Origin of the sequence: Acinetobacter sp. TWP2-2-3, from assembly GCF_049896445.1 — a bacterium.
Classification (GTDB): domain Bacteria; phylum Pseudomonadota; class Gammaproteobacteria; order Pseudomonadales; family Moraxellaceae; genus Acinetobacter.
This window is the reverse complement of the sequence record NZ_JAFCUI010000004.1, coordinates 269,702-284,566: the sequence shown is the minus strand read 5'-3', so window position 1 is coordinate 284,566 and position 14,865 is coordinate 269,702. Positions and strand designations below refer to the sequence as shown.

At 43.7% G+C, this 14,865-nt stretch carries 16 protein-coding genes; 6 read left to right on the top strand and 10 right to left on the bottom strand.

What is annotated here, in order from left to right; genetic code table 11:
- Nucleotides 1-280: 280 nt before the first annotated feature.
- From ACP7AK_RS08455 to ACP7AK_RS08445, 3 genes are read right to left on the bottom strand one after another with little or no spacing between them, the layout of a single operon-like run.
- Nucleotides 281-1,357, bottom strand: a complete 1,077-nt coding sequence (locus tag ACP7AK_RS08455; protein ID WP_425879532.1) for a DUF6670 family protein — start codon at nucleotides 1,355-1,357, stop codon at nucleotides 281-283.
- 18 nt (nucleotides 1,358-1,375) lie between these two features.
- Nucleotides 1,376-2,197, bottom strand: coding sequence for a CDP-diacylglycerol--serine O-phosphatidyltransferase (gene pssA, locus ACP7AK_RS08450; protein WP_004732196.1), 822 nt, complete (start codon nucleotides 2,195-2,197; stop codon nucleotides 1,376-1,378).
- A gap of 38 nt (nucleotides 2,198-2,235) precedes the next feature.
- Nucleotides 2,236-3,093, bottom strand: a complete 858-nt coding sequence (locus ACP7AK_RS08445; protein ID WP_004281423.1) for a 23S rRNA (adenine(2030)-N(6))-methyltransferase RlmJ — start codon at nucleotides 3,091-3,093, stop codon at nucleotides 2,236-2,238.
- A 117-nt stretch (nucleotides 3,094-3,210) separates the two neighbouring features.
- Here ACP7AK_RS08445 and ACP7AK_RS08440 point away from each other — a divergent pair, with 117 nt between their 5' ends.
- Both ACP7AK_RS08440 and ACP7AK_RS08435 read left to right on the top strand, forming a co-directional pair.
- Nucleotides 3,211-3,813 (top strand): 2OG-Fe(II) oxygenase, encoded by a 603-nt coding sequence (locus tag ACP7AK_RS08440; RefSeq protein ID WP_425879529.1) that lies wholly within the window; start codon nucleotides 3,211-3,213, stop codon nucleotides 3,811-3,813.
- A 70-nt stretch (nucleotides 3,814-3,883) separates the two neighbouring features.
- Nucleotides 3,884-4,411, top strand: a complete 528-nt coding sequence (locus tag ACP7AK_RS08435) for a hypothetical protein (protein ID WP_425879527.1) — start codon at nucleotides 3,884-3,886, stop codon at nucleotides 4,409-4,411.
- 90 nt (nucleotides 4,412-4,501) lie between these two features.
- On the opposite strand, the gene ACP7AK_RS08430 is transcribed toward ACP7AK_RS08435, so the two are convergent.
- From ACP7AK_RS08430 to ACP7AK_RS08405, 6 genes are all read right to left on the bottom strand, one after another.
- Nucleotides 4,502-4,759 (bottom strand): DUF2789 family protein, encoded by a 258-nt coding sequence (locus ACP7AK_RS08430; protein ID WP_004645106.1) that lies wholly within the window; start codon nucleotides 4,757-4,759, stop codon nucleotides 4,502-4,504.
- A gap of 115 nt (nucleotides 4,760-4,874) precedes the next feature.
- Complete coding sequence (locus ACP7AK_RS08425; protein ID WP_425879525.1) at nucleotides 4,875-5,129, bottom strand: DUF2789 family protein; 255 nt, start codon at nucleotides 5,127-5,129, stop codon at nucleotides 4,875-4,877.
- 51 nt (nucleotides 5,130-5,180) lie between these two features.
- Nucleotides 5,181-5,459 carry a DUF2789 family protein gene (locus tag ACP7AK_RS08420; RefSeq protein WP_004645104.1) on the bottom strand — a complete coding sequence of 93 codons (279 nt, stop codon included), beginning with the start codon at nucleotides 5,457-5,459 and terminating at the stop codon, nucleotides 5,181-5,183.
- Between the two features lie 170 nt (nucleotides 5,460-5,629).
- Nucleotides 5,630-6,616: a malate dehydrogenase gene (locus ACP7AK_RS08415; protein WP_004645103.1), complete on the bottom strand. Its 987-nt coding sequence runs from the start codon at nucleotides 6,614-6,616 to the stop codon at nucleotides 5,630-5,632.
- Nucleotides 6,617-6,783: 167 nt separating this feature from the next.
- Nucleotides 6,784-7,422: a ribonuclease T2 family protein gene (locus ACP7AK_RS08410; RefSeq protein WP_373683237.1), complete on the bottom strand. Its 639-nt coding sequence runs from the start codon at nucleotides 7,420-7,422 to the stop codon at nucleotides 6,784-6,786.
- 32 nt (nucleotides 7,423-7,454) lie between these two features.
- Entirely contained in the window at nucleotides 7,455-9,389 is a 1,935-nt protein-coding gene (locus tag ACP7AK_RS08405; RefSeq protein ID WP_425879553.1) for a transglycosylase SLT domain-containing protein, read from the bottom strand.
- 334 nt (nucleotides 9,390-9,723) lie between these two features.
- Here ACP7AK_RS08405 and miaB point away from each other — a divergent pair, with 334 nt between their 5' ends.
- From miaB to ybeY, 3 genes are read left to right on the top strand one after another with little or no spacing between them, the layout of a single operon-like run.
- Nucleotides 9,724-11,181 (top strand): tRNA (N6-isopentenyl adenosine(37)-C2)-methylthiotransferase MiaB, encoded by a 1,458-nt coding sequence (miaB, locus tag ACP7AK_RS08400; protein WP_071850832.1) that lies wholly within the window; start codon nucleotides 9,724-9,726, stop codon nucleotides 11,179-11,181.
- 37 nt (nucleotides 11,182-11,218) lie between these two features.
- Complete coding sequence (locus ACP7AK_RS08395; RefSeq protein ID WP_425879522.1) at nucleotides 11,219-12,295, top strand: PhoH family protein; 1,077 nt, start codon at nucleotides 11,219-11,221, stop codon at nucleotides 12,293-12,295.
- A 22-nt stretch (nucleotides 12,296-12,317) separates the two neighbouring features.
- A complete protein-coding gene (gene ybeY, locus ACP7AK_RS08390; RefSeq protein WP_071850834.1) occupies nucleotides 12,318-12,800 on the top strand; it encodes an rRNA maturation RNase YbeY in 483 nt (160 codons plus the stop codon).
- Between the two features lie 166 nt (nucleotides 12,801-12,966).
- Here the strand turns inward: ybeY and ACP7AK_RS08385 are convergent, their stop codons facing one another.
- On the bottom strand, nucleotides 12,967-13,824 hold the full coding sequence (locus tag ACP7AK_RS08385) for an energy transducer TonB (protein WP_425879520.1): 858 nt from the start codon (nucleotides 13,822-13,824) through the stop codon (nucleotides 12,967-12,969).
- 263 nt (nucleotides 13,825-14,087) lie between these two features.
- Here ACP7AK_RS08385 and ACP7AK_RS08380 point away from each other — a divergent pair, with 263 nt between their 5' ends.
- Nucleotides 14,088-14,774, top strand: coding sequence for a hypothetical protein (locus ACP7AK_RS08380; RefSeq protein WP_005263717.1), 687 nt, complete (start codon nucleotides 14,088-14,090; stop codon nucleotides 14,772-14,774).
- Nucleotides 14,775-14,865 lie beyond the last annotated feature (91 nt).

Below are 14,865 nucleotides of genomic sequence, written 5' to 3'. Positions count from 1 at the left end.
TGATCTTCTTGCTGATTCGTCACCAGCAAGCTAGGTCGGCTATATTACTCTCTATCTCTAGAAAGTCAACCAGTAATGAAAACTATTTTTCAAACTTATCAAATAAAACCCAACTCAATCAATCTTAACTAAGTTACTGTTTTATCAGAAGTTTTAATCTTCATCACCGCCGATGGATGTGCATTCTACAGTATTCCCAACCCAATACAACCCCTATTCTTAAATAATTCAGCAAAAATATCACGACTGTTTATTTATTCTACAAAAATCGCGATTTTTTTCATTTCTTGAGCAGTAAAGGGACTGAATTGGATAAATGACTTAATCTTTTTTCAGTTTTATTCTGTTCCTGAAAGCGTAAAGGCCGGCAATCTATATATTCACAATAACCCCCTTCCCCATTTTCAGTTTCTTCATTTATTTTCACTTGATAACTAAAACTTCCTACATAGCCCGCTGCCAGGCCAAATTTAAAATCTCCACGACTTTGACCTTGTACCCAGATACAAGTACCGTCTGCATTTTCATAACACCATTCAAATTCGCGCGGCAAATACATACTTTGCCGATTGGGTGTCGTGACACACGGATAAACACGATGAACTTTAAAATAAACTTTTCGATCGAACATTTGGGTCCGCATGTTTTTTAAATCACGGAGATATATCCGCGACTGAACAATACGATTAAAACCATCCCGAATCTGCGCCAACAACAGTTGCCTCTTTTCACTGAGATTAATAATTTGATAAGTCAGGAAGGCCAAAGGTAGATAAGGAAAGTTAAAACTCCGCGCGTATTCAAAGCTTCCAAGACCATCGATCGTATATTGCTGCGCTTTATAGTTCACCGTTCCCTGACAATGACATAGCAAAGACCAGTGATCTGCCAAGGAAAACCGCATTTGGGTAAAATGAGAAATCAGTTGAGTGGTTTGAATATTTAAATCAAAACTGAGTTCCGAGTCAGAACGCTGCAAACGAAAATTTGGAAAACTTCCGCTCAATTGCTCCCGATCTAGAAACTGAAACAGACCTGATTTAAAATGACAGTCCTGCTTGACCGAGTAGTGATGTAATTGCCCCACCATATGCGGACTCGAACTGCAAATCACGGTGGCGGTATCTAAGGCTGTGGTTTCGATTGCGCTCGGGTTTGACAGCATGGGTGCATTGGGTTGCCCGATAATACTCATAAAGTTTAAATAATAGAGCGGTGCCGGAAGCCCGGGGATCATCAAACCTTGATGAATAATTTTATATTTTGAGGTAGGACCATGATAGGCGGGATAGCGCGAAACAGCAGGAGTCTGATTTAGCTGTTTCGAACGATCTAGAAAATCTTGAAGAAACCGCATCTCAGACTCCTTATATTTTTATAATGTACTCGATCTTTTTGCCATAAAGGTGGTGATAAAACCAGACAAGGCATAGAGAATAGAAATGACCAGAATGCCGACAGGAATATTATAAGTCATCGCTGCAAAGACGAATACGGCAATTGGTAGGACAAAAAATGGAACCCGTTTACGTTCTACAGTTTTAAATGAATAGTATTTGATATTGGAAATCATCAACAAGCCCACCGCAATAATGACCACTGCATTAATGACCTGAAGAGAAGGTTCACGAATATCAAAGATTTCTGGAAAATCCAGACCGACCCAGACCAATGACACAATCATGATGGCAGCCAGAGGACTTGCCACACCAATAAAATAACGTTTATCGACCACACCAATCTGTACATTGAAACGCGCCAGACGGAACGCAGCACAAGCAGTATAAACAAAGCATGCTGCCAGACCGATTCGGCCCAAATCGCTTAAGCCCCAGCTATACATTAAAATAGCGGGAGCTACACCAAAAGCCAGCATGTCAGAAAGCGAGTCAAACTGTTCACCGAACGGACTTTGTGCACCAATCGCACGTGCCACACGGCCATCCAATCCATCCAGTAATGCCGCAATAAAGATCGCATAAATCGCTTGTTGAAAATCACCATTCATACTGGCAATAATCGAATAGAAACCTGACAACAACGCTGCCGTTGTAATCAGGTTCGGCCATAGATAGATGCCTCGACGCTTAACTTTTTGCCCTTCCTGGGTATGCTCCTCTTCTTCTACCTCAAAGGTGATGCCATCAAAAGGCACTTCAGTTGAAGAGTCGCGTTCCGGTTTGCTTATATTTGTCATTCTTGTCGATCCTAGCTATGACCTGATCTTTAAAAAAATTACTCGCCCACTAACCAGCGAACTGCAGCGTGACCACCATTTTCACTCATGCGAAGATGCGGGAATAACCACTGTAGTGCTTCATCTGCATCTTCAGAGAATTTCCAAGGTGGGTTAATCACCAGCAAACCACAACCGTTCAAGCCTACTGGGGTATCATCCGGCCATACACAGACTTCACACACCAGTTGACGGCGGATACCGGTCTTGAACATTTTTTTCTCGAAGCGTTCGATCATGGCACGGTCTTTAATTGGATACCAAACGGCGAATACACCTGTCGGCCATTTCTTATACGCGGCAACCAGCAGCTCAACCAACTGCGGGAAATCTTTACGCTCCAGTTCATATGGCGGATCGATCATCACCAGACCACGTTTTTCTTTCGGTGGAATGACAGCTAACAAACCTTCGTATGCATCACGTTCATGCAAACCGGCACGCTTGTCAAAAATATTATGACGAAGTTGCTGGAATACATCACGCTGCATTTCAAAAATGGTCGCTTTATCAATCTCGCGCATACCTTCCAGGGCAAACCACGGTGAACCCGGATAAGCACCCTTACCAAAGTTTTCACGCATGTTTTCAACAATTTTCAAGTATTGTTGTACGCCTTCAGGTGCATTACGCTTGATCGAATCATCCAGCTTAATAAGACGATGAATACCGTTTAAAAACTCACCTGATTTTTGCGCTTCGGCAGTCGACAAATCATATTTACCTGCACCACCATGTGTATCTACATAGCGATAAGGTTTGTCTTTTGCATTCAGTCGAGTCAACAACTGAAGCAATAAAACGTGCTTCATGACATCGGCAAAGTTGCCTGCGTGGTAAGAGTGACGGTAATTCATGTTTCAATTATTCCTAAGATCAATTGCTATTTTAACATGAAAAACTATTTCGTTCAGAAACGATTATTGCACTAAAATAGCGGACCTTTTTTTACCACACTATCGAGAATTGAAAAAATGGAAGCAGTTATCATCCCAGGGGATTGGAATGTTGATCAAATCTTAGATGATTTAGATCAACATGGCTTTAGTATTGTTGACGATGCGTACTCTAGCGAATATCAACATGCAGTGAGTCAAGAATGCTTAAGCCACTTAAACGAATTTCGTAATGCAGCCATTCAAAATGGTGTCGTTAACAACATCCGTAGTGATCATATTCTTTGGTTACAACCTGAATTTCAAATTTCCCACCGACACATCCAAACTCTTCAACAATTTTCTCAAGTTTTAAACCGCGCGTTTTATTTAGGCATCAAAGATGTCGAAGCACATTTCGCTTGCTATCACGCGGGTGAGTTCTATACCCTGCACCGCGACAATCCTCAAGATAAAAATGGCCGGATGATTTCCAGTGTGTATTATTTACATGAACAATGGCAGAAGGACTGGGGCGGTGAACTACGCCTGCAGGACAAACATGGCCAGTGGCATATTATCCAGCCAAAACCGAACCGAATGGCGCTGTTCCAGAGCGATTTATTACATGAAGTTTTAATCTCTAAACAGCAACGCCTATCCATTACCGCCTGGCTAAGAAGTGATACCTCACTACTCTAAGACACGCTGCCGCTTTAAATTTTAATTTTTAACCTCATATAGCCATTATTGAGAAATGAGGATTGCGTTGATGCGATTAACGACCAAACAGATTATTCAACGTCTGGGTGAAACTGACCAATTGTATTTAAAAGGCAATACGCCGGAATTAACGCTTGAACGTGCTGATCTTCGTTTACAGCTGGTGACTTTAAGTGACCTGCGTCAGGAACAGCGACATTTCCTGCAAGAAGCCGTAGTGTTGCTGGAACAAGGCCGGGTAGAATTTGAAGAAATGCCGCTGCGCATGTATATCAACCTATCTTTGCATCTGGCCAAGGCTTATATGATGTTTTTTGAATTGACCAAAGAGCACCATTTCGCCCTGATTACTCAGCAAATTTTAAAGCCAATGGCCAGTTATGAACATGGGGACATTTATTTCTTTCTGGCCTATGCCAGTGCCAGTAAAAATGAGCCGGCCCTGACCCGCCACTGGTTAGGTAAATACACTACCACTGCCGAATTTGAGCTGGAATTATTACAGCAGCATCATGCATTTAATGATTATCGTCAGCACGAATGGTTTAACAAAATATTAAAAAGCAAAATGCATTAAGCCAAAGAACAAAAACGCCTCAAATGAGGCGTTTTTTAATACAAGCTATATCATCTTATTTTAAATATCAGAAAAATATAGGAAAAATGATCAAGCAGGTTGACGTCTATAAGCGTCCATGTGCAGTTGCTGATTCAGTTCATCGACCCAAATTGCCCAATCATCATCTTGTACCAAATGGCTGATTAATAAAGAACGCTGGGCTTTATTCCAGAATGGCGCATCATGCAAGGACAGCCCTGCTGGCAGTTGATGGGTGCGTACATACAATTCAATAGCCGCAGGACTATTGGCGAGACCGAGCTGAGAAAACAAGAGCTCTAAGGATGGTTGGTTCTTTGCGAGCATCGCGCCCTCCTTATATCAGATAAATTGTAATTATTTATAGATCTAACTTATAAGATAAGACAAAGAAAACCTAGTCATTTGACTAGGTTTGTTGTTTCATTTTGTACGAATGCATTTAAGTGCTCTGCTTGTCACTTTCCACATGTAAAAGCTGATTTAACTTGTCAATAATGACAATCCATTCATCATCTTGGTGCCAGTGTTCACGCAGGAAGGCACTTTGTCCCTCACTCCAGAATTCGGCATCCGGTAATGCCACTTCAGATGGCAATTGATGGGTATGGGTAAACTGAGTAATTGAGGCTTCATCAGAAGGCAAACCCAATTGTTCAAATAATAATTCTAAAGTTAACTGTTGTTCCATAAGCATAAATAGTCTCCATCGTAGCGTTAAATTATGAGAGTGTTGAGATTCGAATTCTTAGGTTGATTTATGGCTCGGTATGTCACAGGAACCTGAACCCTCTGCCTCAATATGTAATTGTTCATTTAACACATCGACAAAAATGGCCCAGTCATCATCTTTCTTCCAGTGACTGATCAGAAAGTCATGCTGTGATTTACTCCAAAAAGGAGCTTTATGCAGTGGCACATCCATACCAATTTGATGCGTGCTAATAAACTCGTCAATCGCTTCCGGACTCGAATCCAAACCCAATTGTTCAAAGAAAAGTTCGAAGGTGGCGCGTTGCTCTAACATCTGAACCTCCATCTTTTTATCTATAATCTTGTTTCTACCTTAGATGGCTCATAGCGAAAACTCAGTTGTCTCTCCTTCACAGCTTGTTATTTTTTGTTGATTAAAGTGAGTGATATAAAAAAAGCACCCCAAATGGAGTGCTTTTTTCAACTTAATCTATTCAGATCAAATTATTTAAGCATGTCAGCAATTGCTGCGCGCTCTTCTTCAAGTTCGTTCAACGTGAAGTTGATACGCTCTTGACTGAATTCGTCGATTTCTAGGCCTTGAACGATTTTGTATTCACCGTTTTCAGTTGTTACAGGGAAACCGAACATTACGCCCTCAGGAATACCGTAAGAACCGTCAGAAGGAATACCCATTGTTACCCATTCGCCGTTTGTGCCAAGAGCCCAATCGCGCATATGGTCGATTGCAGCGTTAGCAGCAGAAGCAGCAGAAGACAAACCACGTGCTTCGATGATCGCAGCACCACGTTTACCAACAGTCGGAAGGAATGTATTTGCATTCCATTCTTGGTCGTTGATCATGTCTTTAACGCTTTCGCCGTTAATTGTTGCAAAACGGTAGTCAGCATACATGGTTGGAGAGTGGTTACCCCAAACTGTAAGATTTTTGATGTCTTTAACCGCTTTACCAGTTTTAGCAGCAATTTGAGATGCAGCACGGTTGTGGTCAAGACGTAACATTGCAGTGAAGTTTTTCGCTGGGAGATCTGGAGCAGATTTCATTGCGATGTAAGCATTCGTGTTTGCAGGGTTACCAACAACTAGAACTTTAACGTCACGGCTCGCAACTTCGTTCAATGCTTGACCTTGACCAATGAAGATTTCACCGTTCACTTTAAGCAGGTCAGCACGTTCCATACCTGGACCACGTGGACGTGAACCAACTAGAAGCGCGTAGTCAGCATCTTTAAATGCAACTTTAGGATCATCAGTACCGATCATGTCTTCTAGTAATGGGAATGCACAATCTTGAAGCTCCATCATTACGCCTTTAAGCGCTTGCTGAGCTTTCTCAAAAGGAACTTCGAGCAATTGCAAAATCACTGGTTGATCTTTACCTAGCATTTCGCCGCTTGCGATACGGAATAATAGGCTGTAACCAATTTGACCTGCAGCGCCAGTAACGGCAACACGAACTGCTTGCTTCATCTAATTATCTCCAATTGAGGATATTCAATGCGATTAAATAGTTAGTATTTAATCTAATAATCGTAAACGCGAAAGATTGTACTCCAATCCTTTGCCAGATGCATATAAAAGAGGACGGATTTCACCTAAAGTCTGATAGGAAATATAAATTAAATCGGCAAAAAAGCTCAGTATGTTCCTTTTATTGTGACAGTTTTTGGGCATGTATTAATAATGTTGGCAGGACAGGATTTGTAATTGCCATTGGGGCGATAACAGACCTTGATCGAGGTAAGCACGCTAGCTGACTGAGTCTGCTGGCAGTTGAATCGCAAGGCATTGCCCGGTAATTGCGGATTAATTTTCAGGAATTTGGCTCGCAATGTATCGACAGAAATCGTGATATTTTCCTGTTCCGTTAGTTCCGCAGGCACTTTAAGACGATCTGCATAATTGATAATCGTCCGGAAATACTGACTGGCATTCATCGGCACGCAGCCACCGATATTGCGCCATAAAATTGTCCGGGTATTGTCATCCGGCATGATCCTGGCCACTACCTTGGACTGCAGTGGTGACAGTTTCGCGGAGCTATTGGTCGTACAATTTTGTGATGTAGTCTGAGGATATAAGCCGGAGATATTCAGCGAATAACCTTCCAGACATTTTCGCTTCTTGGCATATTCCGGGTACAAGCTACATAAGGCCGGGACCATTTGTACATCCATGACATAGTCTGTTGGTGCAGCAAATGCTGCCTGACTGCTGGCCAATACTACAAGCGCAACCGATCCAGCCCAGACTCGACGATCCTTCATTATTTTCATGAATAAGTCACCATTCCCCAATAATTTTAATTTTATTGTGTATTTCGTAATGGTATCAGTTGCATGCGTTTACCCACTGACTGTGCCCCCTGTCCTAACAAGATACCGTAATGCGTGGCATTGGTCATGACATGTTTCACATAATCTCGGGTTTCAAGTAAAGGAATACTTTCAGTATATTGATCTGCGGCCATTCCCTGAAATTCTGGCTGCCAGCGGCGGGCACGGTTTGGACCGGCATTATAGCCTGCTGTTGCCAGAACTGGACTATTGCTGAGCTGACGCTGAATGGTAGATAAATAGAATGTTCCGTAGCGAATATTGGTATTCATATCGGTGAGTGCTGCCGGATTATAAGCCTCACCCATTTGACGCGCCACCAACTTGGCCGTATCCGGCATAATCTGCATTAGACCACCCGCCCCGACATGTGAACGTGCGACGGTATTGAAACGACTTTCTTGACGCATCAAACCATAGGCCCAGGCCGGATCAATCCCCGCATTGCGACTATGGCTGACCACGTAATTCTGATGTGGCATTGGATAACGATAGTTATAATTATGTTTGTTCGCGGTACGGTCAGCGGCATAAATGGCCCGATCATGCCAACCCATGTCCATGGCACGCTTTGCCGCAGCCAGCAACAGGTCATCATCTTTCTTTAGATAAGCCTGACGTACTGCCCAGTTCCATTCACGGTTAATGTAGTTCTCTGGGGCGCTGATATTACGTAAAGTGAAAGCACGGCGGAAATGAATATCCTGATTCAAGCGCTGCATAGCCTGATTGGATGGCTGTGCCGGGGTTGGTGTACTCGCGGTCACCTGCCCCAGCTTGTCGCGTGCCAAAAGATTGTGATAGTCATCTCCGGTCGCCAGCTTACGATAAATACTTTCTGCTGCCTGCTTGGAAGCACGGTCAGCACGTTGTTCACTAGCACGCGCCAGCCAATATTGCCAGCGATCTTCCTGCTTTTGGTTAACACTCATGCTATCAATGGCACGAATCAGGCTTTCCCAAGCACTAAAACGGATGGCCTGACGTGCATAAATTTCGGCTTCTTCCGGGCTAAATGGCAGGCCATAGCTGGCATCTAGCGCATTCAACACTTCCCGATTGAAGTTGTTTTTCATCACTGTGGTACCACCGATATAACCGACAGCACGATATAAGGCGCGTTGTACAGATGCAGGTGTGCCTTCTGCGGTACGTTTGACAATGGATAAGGCCGAGTCCAGATCAGTATCTGCCAGACGACCCAGTGCATAGATCAGATAGGCATGTTCGGCAGCACTGCTTTTAGGTGCAGACCACAAATAACTGGTGGGATTGGCCTGAATCGAGTTCAATTGTGCCAATGACAAATTCAGGCCAATGCCTTGCGCTGTCGCAATGGCCTGACCTGACTGTCCGGCACGAAGTTGTCCCCAGAGTCGCTGCTGACGGTCTTCTGCTGTCATGAGTGGACTGGAAAGCATCATCCGGCCAAGACCGGTACAAGAATCCGGTTGGTTATTCGTCGTCAGCCAGACCTCTTTAAATTCAGCATAGACCAGTTCATCGCCAGCTTTGGCACGGACTTGTGCCACTGCACAGGCTTCGGCAGGATCAGCATTGGTCACATAAGGCAATACCGGTTGGGCAGTGCCAAAGTCTGCCATTTTTACTTTTTCTTCGACATAGTCCGCTGCCAGCTTTTCAGCCATCGCAGATTGAGGGTAACGCTGGGCAAAGCTGATAATCTGGCTAACAGGCTGCATGGCAAGATTCTGGTTTAAAATCCAGTATTCCGGATAATAGCCCAAGGCATCATTCTGCATAGACAGACGATATTGCTGTAACAGTTCAGTATTACCTGCATTGGCTGCACGCAAGGCATCATTAAATTGTTCTTCTGCTGCCTGTGTACTCGCTGAACAGATACATGCCACACTTAAAGTAATTAATTTATAGTATTTATACATAGTTTTAGTGTGTTTCAACATCCCTTTGCCTTCTATCATCGATTTTGTGCTTTGCCCATGTTGCATATCATAAGAGCTAGTTTGAAGATTATAACCCACTCTATTGTTCAGTTATGTAACCTTATGATTAAGCAATATTAATCTACAGACAATTTTTGCCCATAAATCAATATTTTTCCACAGTTAATTTGGGCTATAAGTTTAAGCGACTTTCCTGCTAAAATATGCGCCTTTCCAAGATTTCAGTCCGTGAATTGAATTTTTATTCACCTGTTTGATGCATCAATCAGGCTGTTCGTTCACTCTTTCAACGTATTACCTTGTAGGAGCCTACATGACGGTTCAAACCTTCATTCCGAATGGTGCCCCAGCTGCCTCAGAAAACACTGTTACCCAGCCAGCGCACACCCCAGTTAGCGATGCTTCAGTCAAAAAACTGTACATCGAAACACAAGGGTGTCAGATGAATGAGTACGACAGTCACCGTATGGCAGACCTGTTAGGCGATTCTCATGGCTATGTGCTGACCACCGATCCTAAAGATGCCGATATTCTACTGATGAATACCTGCTCGATCCGTGAAAAAGCCCAGGAGAAAGTATTCTCCGAGCTAGGCCGCTGGCGTAAGCTTAAAGATAAAAATCCTGATCTGATTATTGGTGTCGGTGGCTGTGTGGCATCTCAGGAAGGCGACAACATCCAGAAACGTGCCAATTATGTCGATATGATTTTTGGTCCACAAACCCTGCACCGTTTGCCGCAAATGCTGGATCAGCATTTTGAGCAGATCGAAAAGCCGAAAAAAGAAAAAATCAAACTGGTGGATATTTCCTTCCCCGATATCGAGAAATTCGACTTTCTGCCAGAACCGCGTGTTGAAGGCTATAAAGCTTTTGTCTCGATCATGGAAGGCTGTTCCAAATACTGTTCTTTCTGCGTGGTGCCGTATACGCGTGGTGAAGAAGTTTCTCGTCCACTGGATGATGTCCTGGCTGAAATTGCAGGTCTGGCAGAAAAAGGCGTGCGTGAAATTTCGCTGTTGGGTCAGAACGTAAATGGCTACCGGGGTGAAACCTTCGAAGGCAATATCTGTACTTTTGCCGATTTGCTGCGTTTGGTTGCAGACATTCCGGGTATTGGCCGTATTCGCTATACCACCTCGCATCCCCTGGAATTTAATGATGACCTGATCCAGTGCTATCGTGACCTGCCACAAATGGTTTCACATCTGCATCTGCCGGTACAAAGCGGTTCCAATGATGTGTTACAAGCGATGAAGCGTAACCACACCATTGATGTCTATATCGAAAAGATTAAAAAGTTACGTGCAGTTCGCCCTGACATGCACCTATCTTCAGATTTTATCATTGGCTTCCCGGGTGAAACAGATGAAAACTTTGAAGAGACTTATCAGTTTATTCAGGATCTGGATTTTGACCATTCTTATAGTTTTATCTATTCAAAACGCCCGGGTACGCCTGCGGCAGAACTGGAAGATACGATTTCTGAAGATGTCAAAAAAGAACGTCTGGCCAAAGTTCAGCAATGGATTAAGCGTTCAAGCATTGACAAGACGGATGCCATGCTCGGGACCATCCAGCGTGTACTGATCGAAAAAGTTTCTGATAAAGATCCGAATATTCTGGTCGGTACGGCGGACAATACCCGTTATGTCAACTTTATTGGTGACCCTGCCTGGGTAGGCCGCTTTGCCGAGATTGAAATTACCGAAATTAAAACTTTGAATTTAGTTTACGGTGAGCTCTTGAATCTTGAGCCTGACGTGGCGTAATGTAGAGCATATAACGCACACTTCATAAGGAACACTCTTGACTGCAGCGATTCGACGTACAGTAGCTTTTCCTGGAATTTCGATGGACCGTATACAAGCCATGTTAGGTGCCTATAACGGCCATTTGAAGCAAATTGAACAACGTTTAGACGTCAAAATCTCCCATCGTGGAGAAAGTTTTATTATTGATGGTGGAATCGATGCCGTTGAGAGAGCCGAAATGCTCTTGCAACGTCTTCATGAAGAATCTAAACATAGTCAGCAGATTAGTGCAGATACTTTACATCTGATGATTCAGGGCAGCCAGACTGACCGTGAACTTCAGCAAGATCTGGACGATCAGGAACATACGGGGCTGGACAATGTCTGGCTGCAAACTCGTAAGGGCCGGATCAATCCGCGTGGTGCCAACCAGAAACGTTATGTACAGCGCATTCTGCAAAGTGATATTTCTTTTGGTATTGGCCCTGCGGGTACAGGTAAAACCTACCTCGCCGTTGCGGCTGCCGTGGACATGCTGGAGCGTAATGAAATTCAGCGGATCTTGCTGGTTCGTCCTGCGGTTGAAGCCGGTGAAAAACTTGGTTTCTTGCCGGGGGATTTAACCCAGAAAATCGATCCGTACTTACGTCCCTTGTATGACGCGCTGTATGAAATGCTCGGCTTTGAAAAAGTGGCCAAACTGATCGAACGCCAGGTGATTGAAGTCGCTCCGCTTGCTTATATGCGTGGCCGTACCCTGAATCATTCTTTCGTGATTCTAGATGAAGCGCAGAACACCACCCCAGAACAGATGAAGATGTTCCTGACCCGTTTAGGTTTTGGCTCACGTGCCGTGATTACGGGCGACGTAACTCAGGTGGATTTACCGCGTGGTCAGCAATCCGGCCTGTCACATGCCTTGCGTGTGATTGATAAAATTCCTGAAATTCATATCACTCGTTTCCATTCGCGTGATGTAGTACGTCATCAACTGGTACAGAAAATTGTTGAAGCCTACGAAGGCTGGGACAGTGAACAGCAGCGTTTAAGTGCTGAAGCACGTGCCGAACGTAAAGCACGTCAGGATGCCTTGATCGCTGAAAATGATGCTGCGGCAGACGCACAGCATTAAGCTTTAAACTTAAGGATTTGTGTTGAAACTTAGTCTTTCCTTACAACAGGACTTTCAGTCACCTGAACTGGTACTGAAACGAGCCTATATTAAAAAAGTTGTAGAAACCACTTTACGTCATATCGGCACTCAAAGTGATTGCGAAATTGGAATTGCCTGTGTTGATAATGACGAAAGTCATAAACTGAATTTGGAATATCGAGGCAAAGACAAACCGACCAATGTCCTGTCTTTCCCAAGTGAACTTCCAGATGAAATGGCGCAGTTTCTGGATGCATTTCCCATTGGTGATCTGGTGATCTGTATTCCTGTAGTACTGGCGGAAGCGCTGGAACAGCAAAAAGTACCATTAACGCATTTCACCCATATGCTGGTACATGGCACTTTACACCTAATGGGCTATGACCATGAAACCTCGGATGAAGATGCTGAAGAAATGGAAGGCATTGAAATCGAGATTCTGGCCAAGCTGGGTTTTGAAAATCCTTATCTAGAACAGAACTAAAATTTGAATATTAAAAAAAGCGGGCCAAGGCTCGCTTTTTTTATTGTTTACCCTCACCCCAACCCTCTCCCATAAGGAGAGGGAGTTTTAATACCTATAGCTCAATGATAGTTCTCCCTCCCTTTGGGAGGGAGTTAGAGGGAGGGTTTACAAATGAATAAATAGTCTAACGCACTTCAAACTCCGCTTCTGCCGGGTCAAAACGCCAGGTACGAATCACTCGCAGTTCGGAAATTTCTTTCATTTTACTGTCGAAAGCACCAAATGGGGCTGCCTTACGCACGGAAGCTTTGGCTGCTTCGTCCAGCATGGCATGTCCCGAACTGTCAATCAGCCGAATGGCACGAATTCCGCCATTCTGGTTCAGGATTACCATCAGCCGCACTTCCCCTGCCAGATTCTGTTGTTTGGCGGCTTCCGGATAGTAGCGGTTACCATAAAATTCCACTTTTTCACGGAACTTTTCCAGATAAGCGGCCGAAACATCCTGCTTGGCCTGAATCCCATCTACAGTTTTAATTTTTTGCTGACGACTGAAATTTTGTTGACGCTGTAAATATTGCGCTTCCAGACTGGCGACCATGGCCGCTTTGGCCTGAAATTGGCTCTGTAATTGCTCCTGCATTTTTTTACGCTGATTTTCTTCCGCCTGCTTTTGCCAGCTCAAGGTGGTCATCAGGACTTTTTCTTCAAAACTGAGTTCCTGTTGCTGTTGCAGCATATCCAGACTTTCTTGCAGTTCTTCGCCTGCATGTTGTTCCATTAACGGCGATGGCATATCACTCGACATGCGATGAGCTTCTCTAAACTGGCCGGAACCCTGCTGATCTGTCTGGGCCAGAAAATCGGCATGTTCAATTTTTTGATCAGTCTGGCGCAAGCTGACCGCGATTTCCTTGGTACTGGTATCCCGATCTTGCGGCATACCAAATTCCAGGGTCAGCACGATCAAATGCATAATGCCTGCGGCAAGCACCGCACTGCTAAACACTGGATCTTTCCACCAAGTTCTGACCAGAGGCATGAGTATCATCGTTTTTTCACATTCGCCCAAACTCAATACTGAGTTCAGCTCCCCAAAAAAGTATTTGAAAGATTAAAAATAAACGGATTCGTCATTTATCTTTTTAAAATGCCAAATCCATCAAATCTTCAACGTTACATAACTAAAACTATAAAAATGGTGCTATTTATTTTGCTAAACTTCAAGCATGAACGCTTGTATTTTTCATACAATTCGACAAGATACATCCCGAGTCAAAAATAAAGTTGCCAGGACGCTTCAGTATGCAAACGCTAATTTCCAATATTTCCAACCGAATCCGCCAAGTGTATCAGAGGGCGGAAGGATTTATTGAAGATGAGCGTGAATTTCCCTTATCGCAAGTCTTCCTGAATGCAACCTTTCAGCGCTTTGTCACAGACAATGTCGATGCATTAAAAGACTTACATGCAGATTTACACGAAGACTGGCTGCGTTTGTATGCAACACTGGATTATAAAGGCCTGATTGTCACTTTATCGGTTGATTTGAAACTGGTACAGATGGAACTAAATAAAACCACCCAGTTGATCGTGTTCGAGCAAATTAGTGATACTCAGCTGATTGAAGCCAAATATCCAAATATGCTGTATAAACTGGGCGTGCGTTTCGGCTTGTTCTTCTATCAACGTATCTTGAATAAAGATCCTTTGGGAATGATTCTGGAAAAACTGGGCGTAATTAAAGTCATCGATGACTTGCTTTATCTAGATTTAAATCGCTGGTTAGGTAAAAGCCGATCTGTCATTGATACCTTGGGCAAAGTTCATGTGAATCACGCAGTACTTCGTGAAGCCGAACTGGTGGTGATTGGTAATGTCAATCTGGCCGCCCTGTTTAGAAAACTTTCCCAAGATCAGGAAGAGAACTGGGATGAAGACGAGATGGATGACAACCGGGTCACCCCCATCAAACAGAAAGATCCTTCTTAAATCATGTCAAACGTAGTTTTTGAACAAAAGTTCCATAAAACTACATGAAATATACATTTTTGGCAGAAATATCCCTTCAATTTCCATATTT

What these genes read in the sequence shown, in the direction of transcription:
- ACP7AK_RS08455 (WP_425879532.1), bottom strand. Translation starts at nt 1,357, where the DNA reads ATGCGGTTTCTTCAAGATTTTCTAGATCGTTCGAAACAGCTAAATCAG.
- pssA (WP_004732196.1), bottom strand. Translation starts at nt 2,197, where the DNA reads ATGACAAATATAAGCAAACCGGAACGCGACTCTTCAACTGAAGTGCCT.
- ACP7AK_RS08445 (WP_004281423.1), bottom strand. Translation starts at nt 3,093, where the DNA reads ATGAATTACCGTCACTCTTACCACGCAGGCAACTTTGCCGATGTCATG.
- ACP7AK_RS08440 (WP_425879529.1), top strand. Translation starts at nt 3,211, where the DNA reads ATGGAAGCAGTTATCATCCCAGGGGATTGGAATGTTGATCAAATCTTA.
- ACP7AK_RS08435 (WP_425879527.1), top strand. Translation starts at nt 3,884, where the DNA reads ATGCGATTAACGACCAAACAGATTATTCAACGTCTGGGTGAAACTGAC.
- ACP7AK_RS08430 (WP_004645106.1), bottom strand. Translation starts at nt 4,759, where the DNA reads ATGCTCGCAAAGAACCAACCATCCTTAGAGCTCTTGTTTTCTCAGCTC.
- ACP7AK_RS08425 (WP_425879525.1), bottom strand. Translation starts at nt 5,129, where the DNA reads ATGCTTATGGAACAACAGTTAACTTTAGAATTATTATTTGAACAATTG.
- ACP7AK_RS08420 (WP_004645104.1), bottom strand. Translation starts at nt 5,459, where the DNA reads ATGTTAGAGCAACGCGCCACCTTCGAACTTTTCTTTGAACAATTGGGT.
- ACP7AK_RS08415 (WP_004645103.1), bottom strand. Translation starts at nt 6,616, where the DNA reads ATGAAGCAAGCAGTTCGTGTTGCCGTTACTGGCGCTGCAGGTCAAATT.
- ACP7AK_RS08410 (WP_373683237.1), bottom strand. Translation starts at nt 7,422, where the DNA reads ATGAAAATAATGAAGGATCGTCGAGTCTGGGCTGGATCGGTTGCGCTT.
- ACP7AK_RS08405 (WP_425879553.1), bottom strand. Translation starts at nt 9,389, where the DNA reads ATGTATAAATACTATAAATTAATTACTTTAAGTGTGGCATGTATCTGT.
- miaB (WP_071850832.1), top strand. Translation starts at nt 9,724, where the DNA reads ATGACGGTTCAAACCTTCATTCCGAATGGTGCCCCAGCTGCCTCAGAA.
- ACP7AK_RS08385 (WP_425879520.1), bottom strand. Translation starts at nt 13,824, where the DNA reads ATGCCTCTGGTCAGAACTTGGTGGAAAGATCCAGTGTTTAGCAGTGCG.
- ACP7AK_RS08380 (WP_005263717.1), top strand. Translation starts at nt 14,088, where the DNA reads ATGCAAACGCTAATTTCCAATATTTCCAACCGAATCCGCCAAGTGTAT.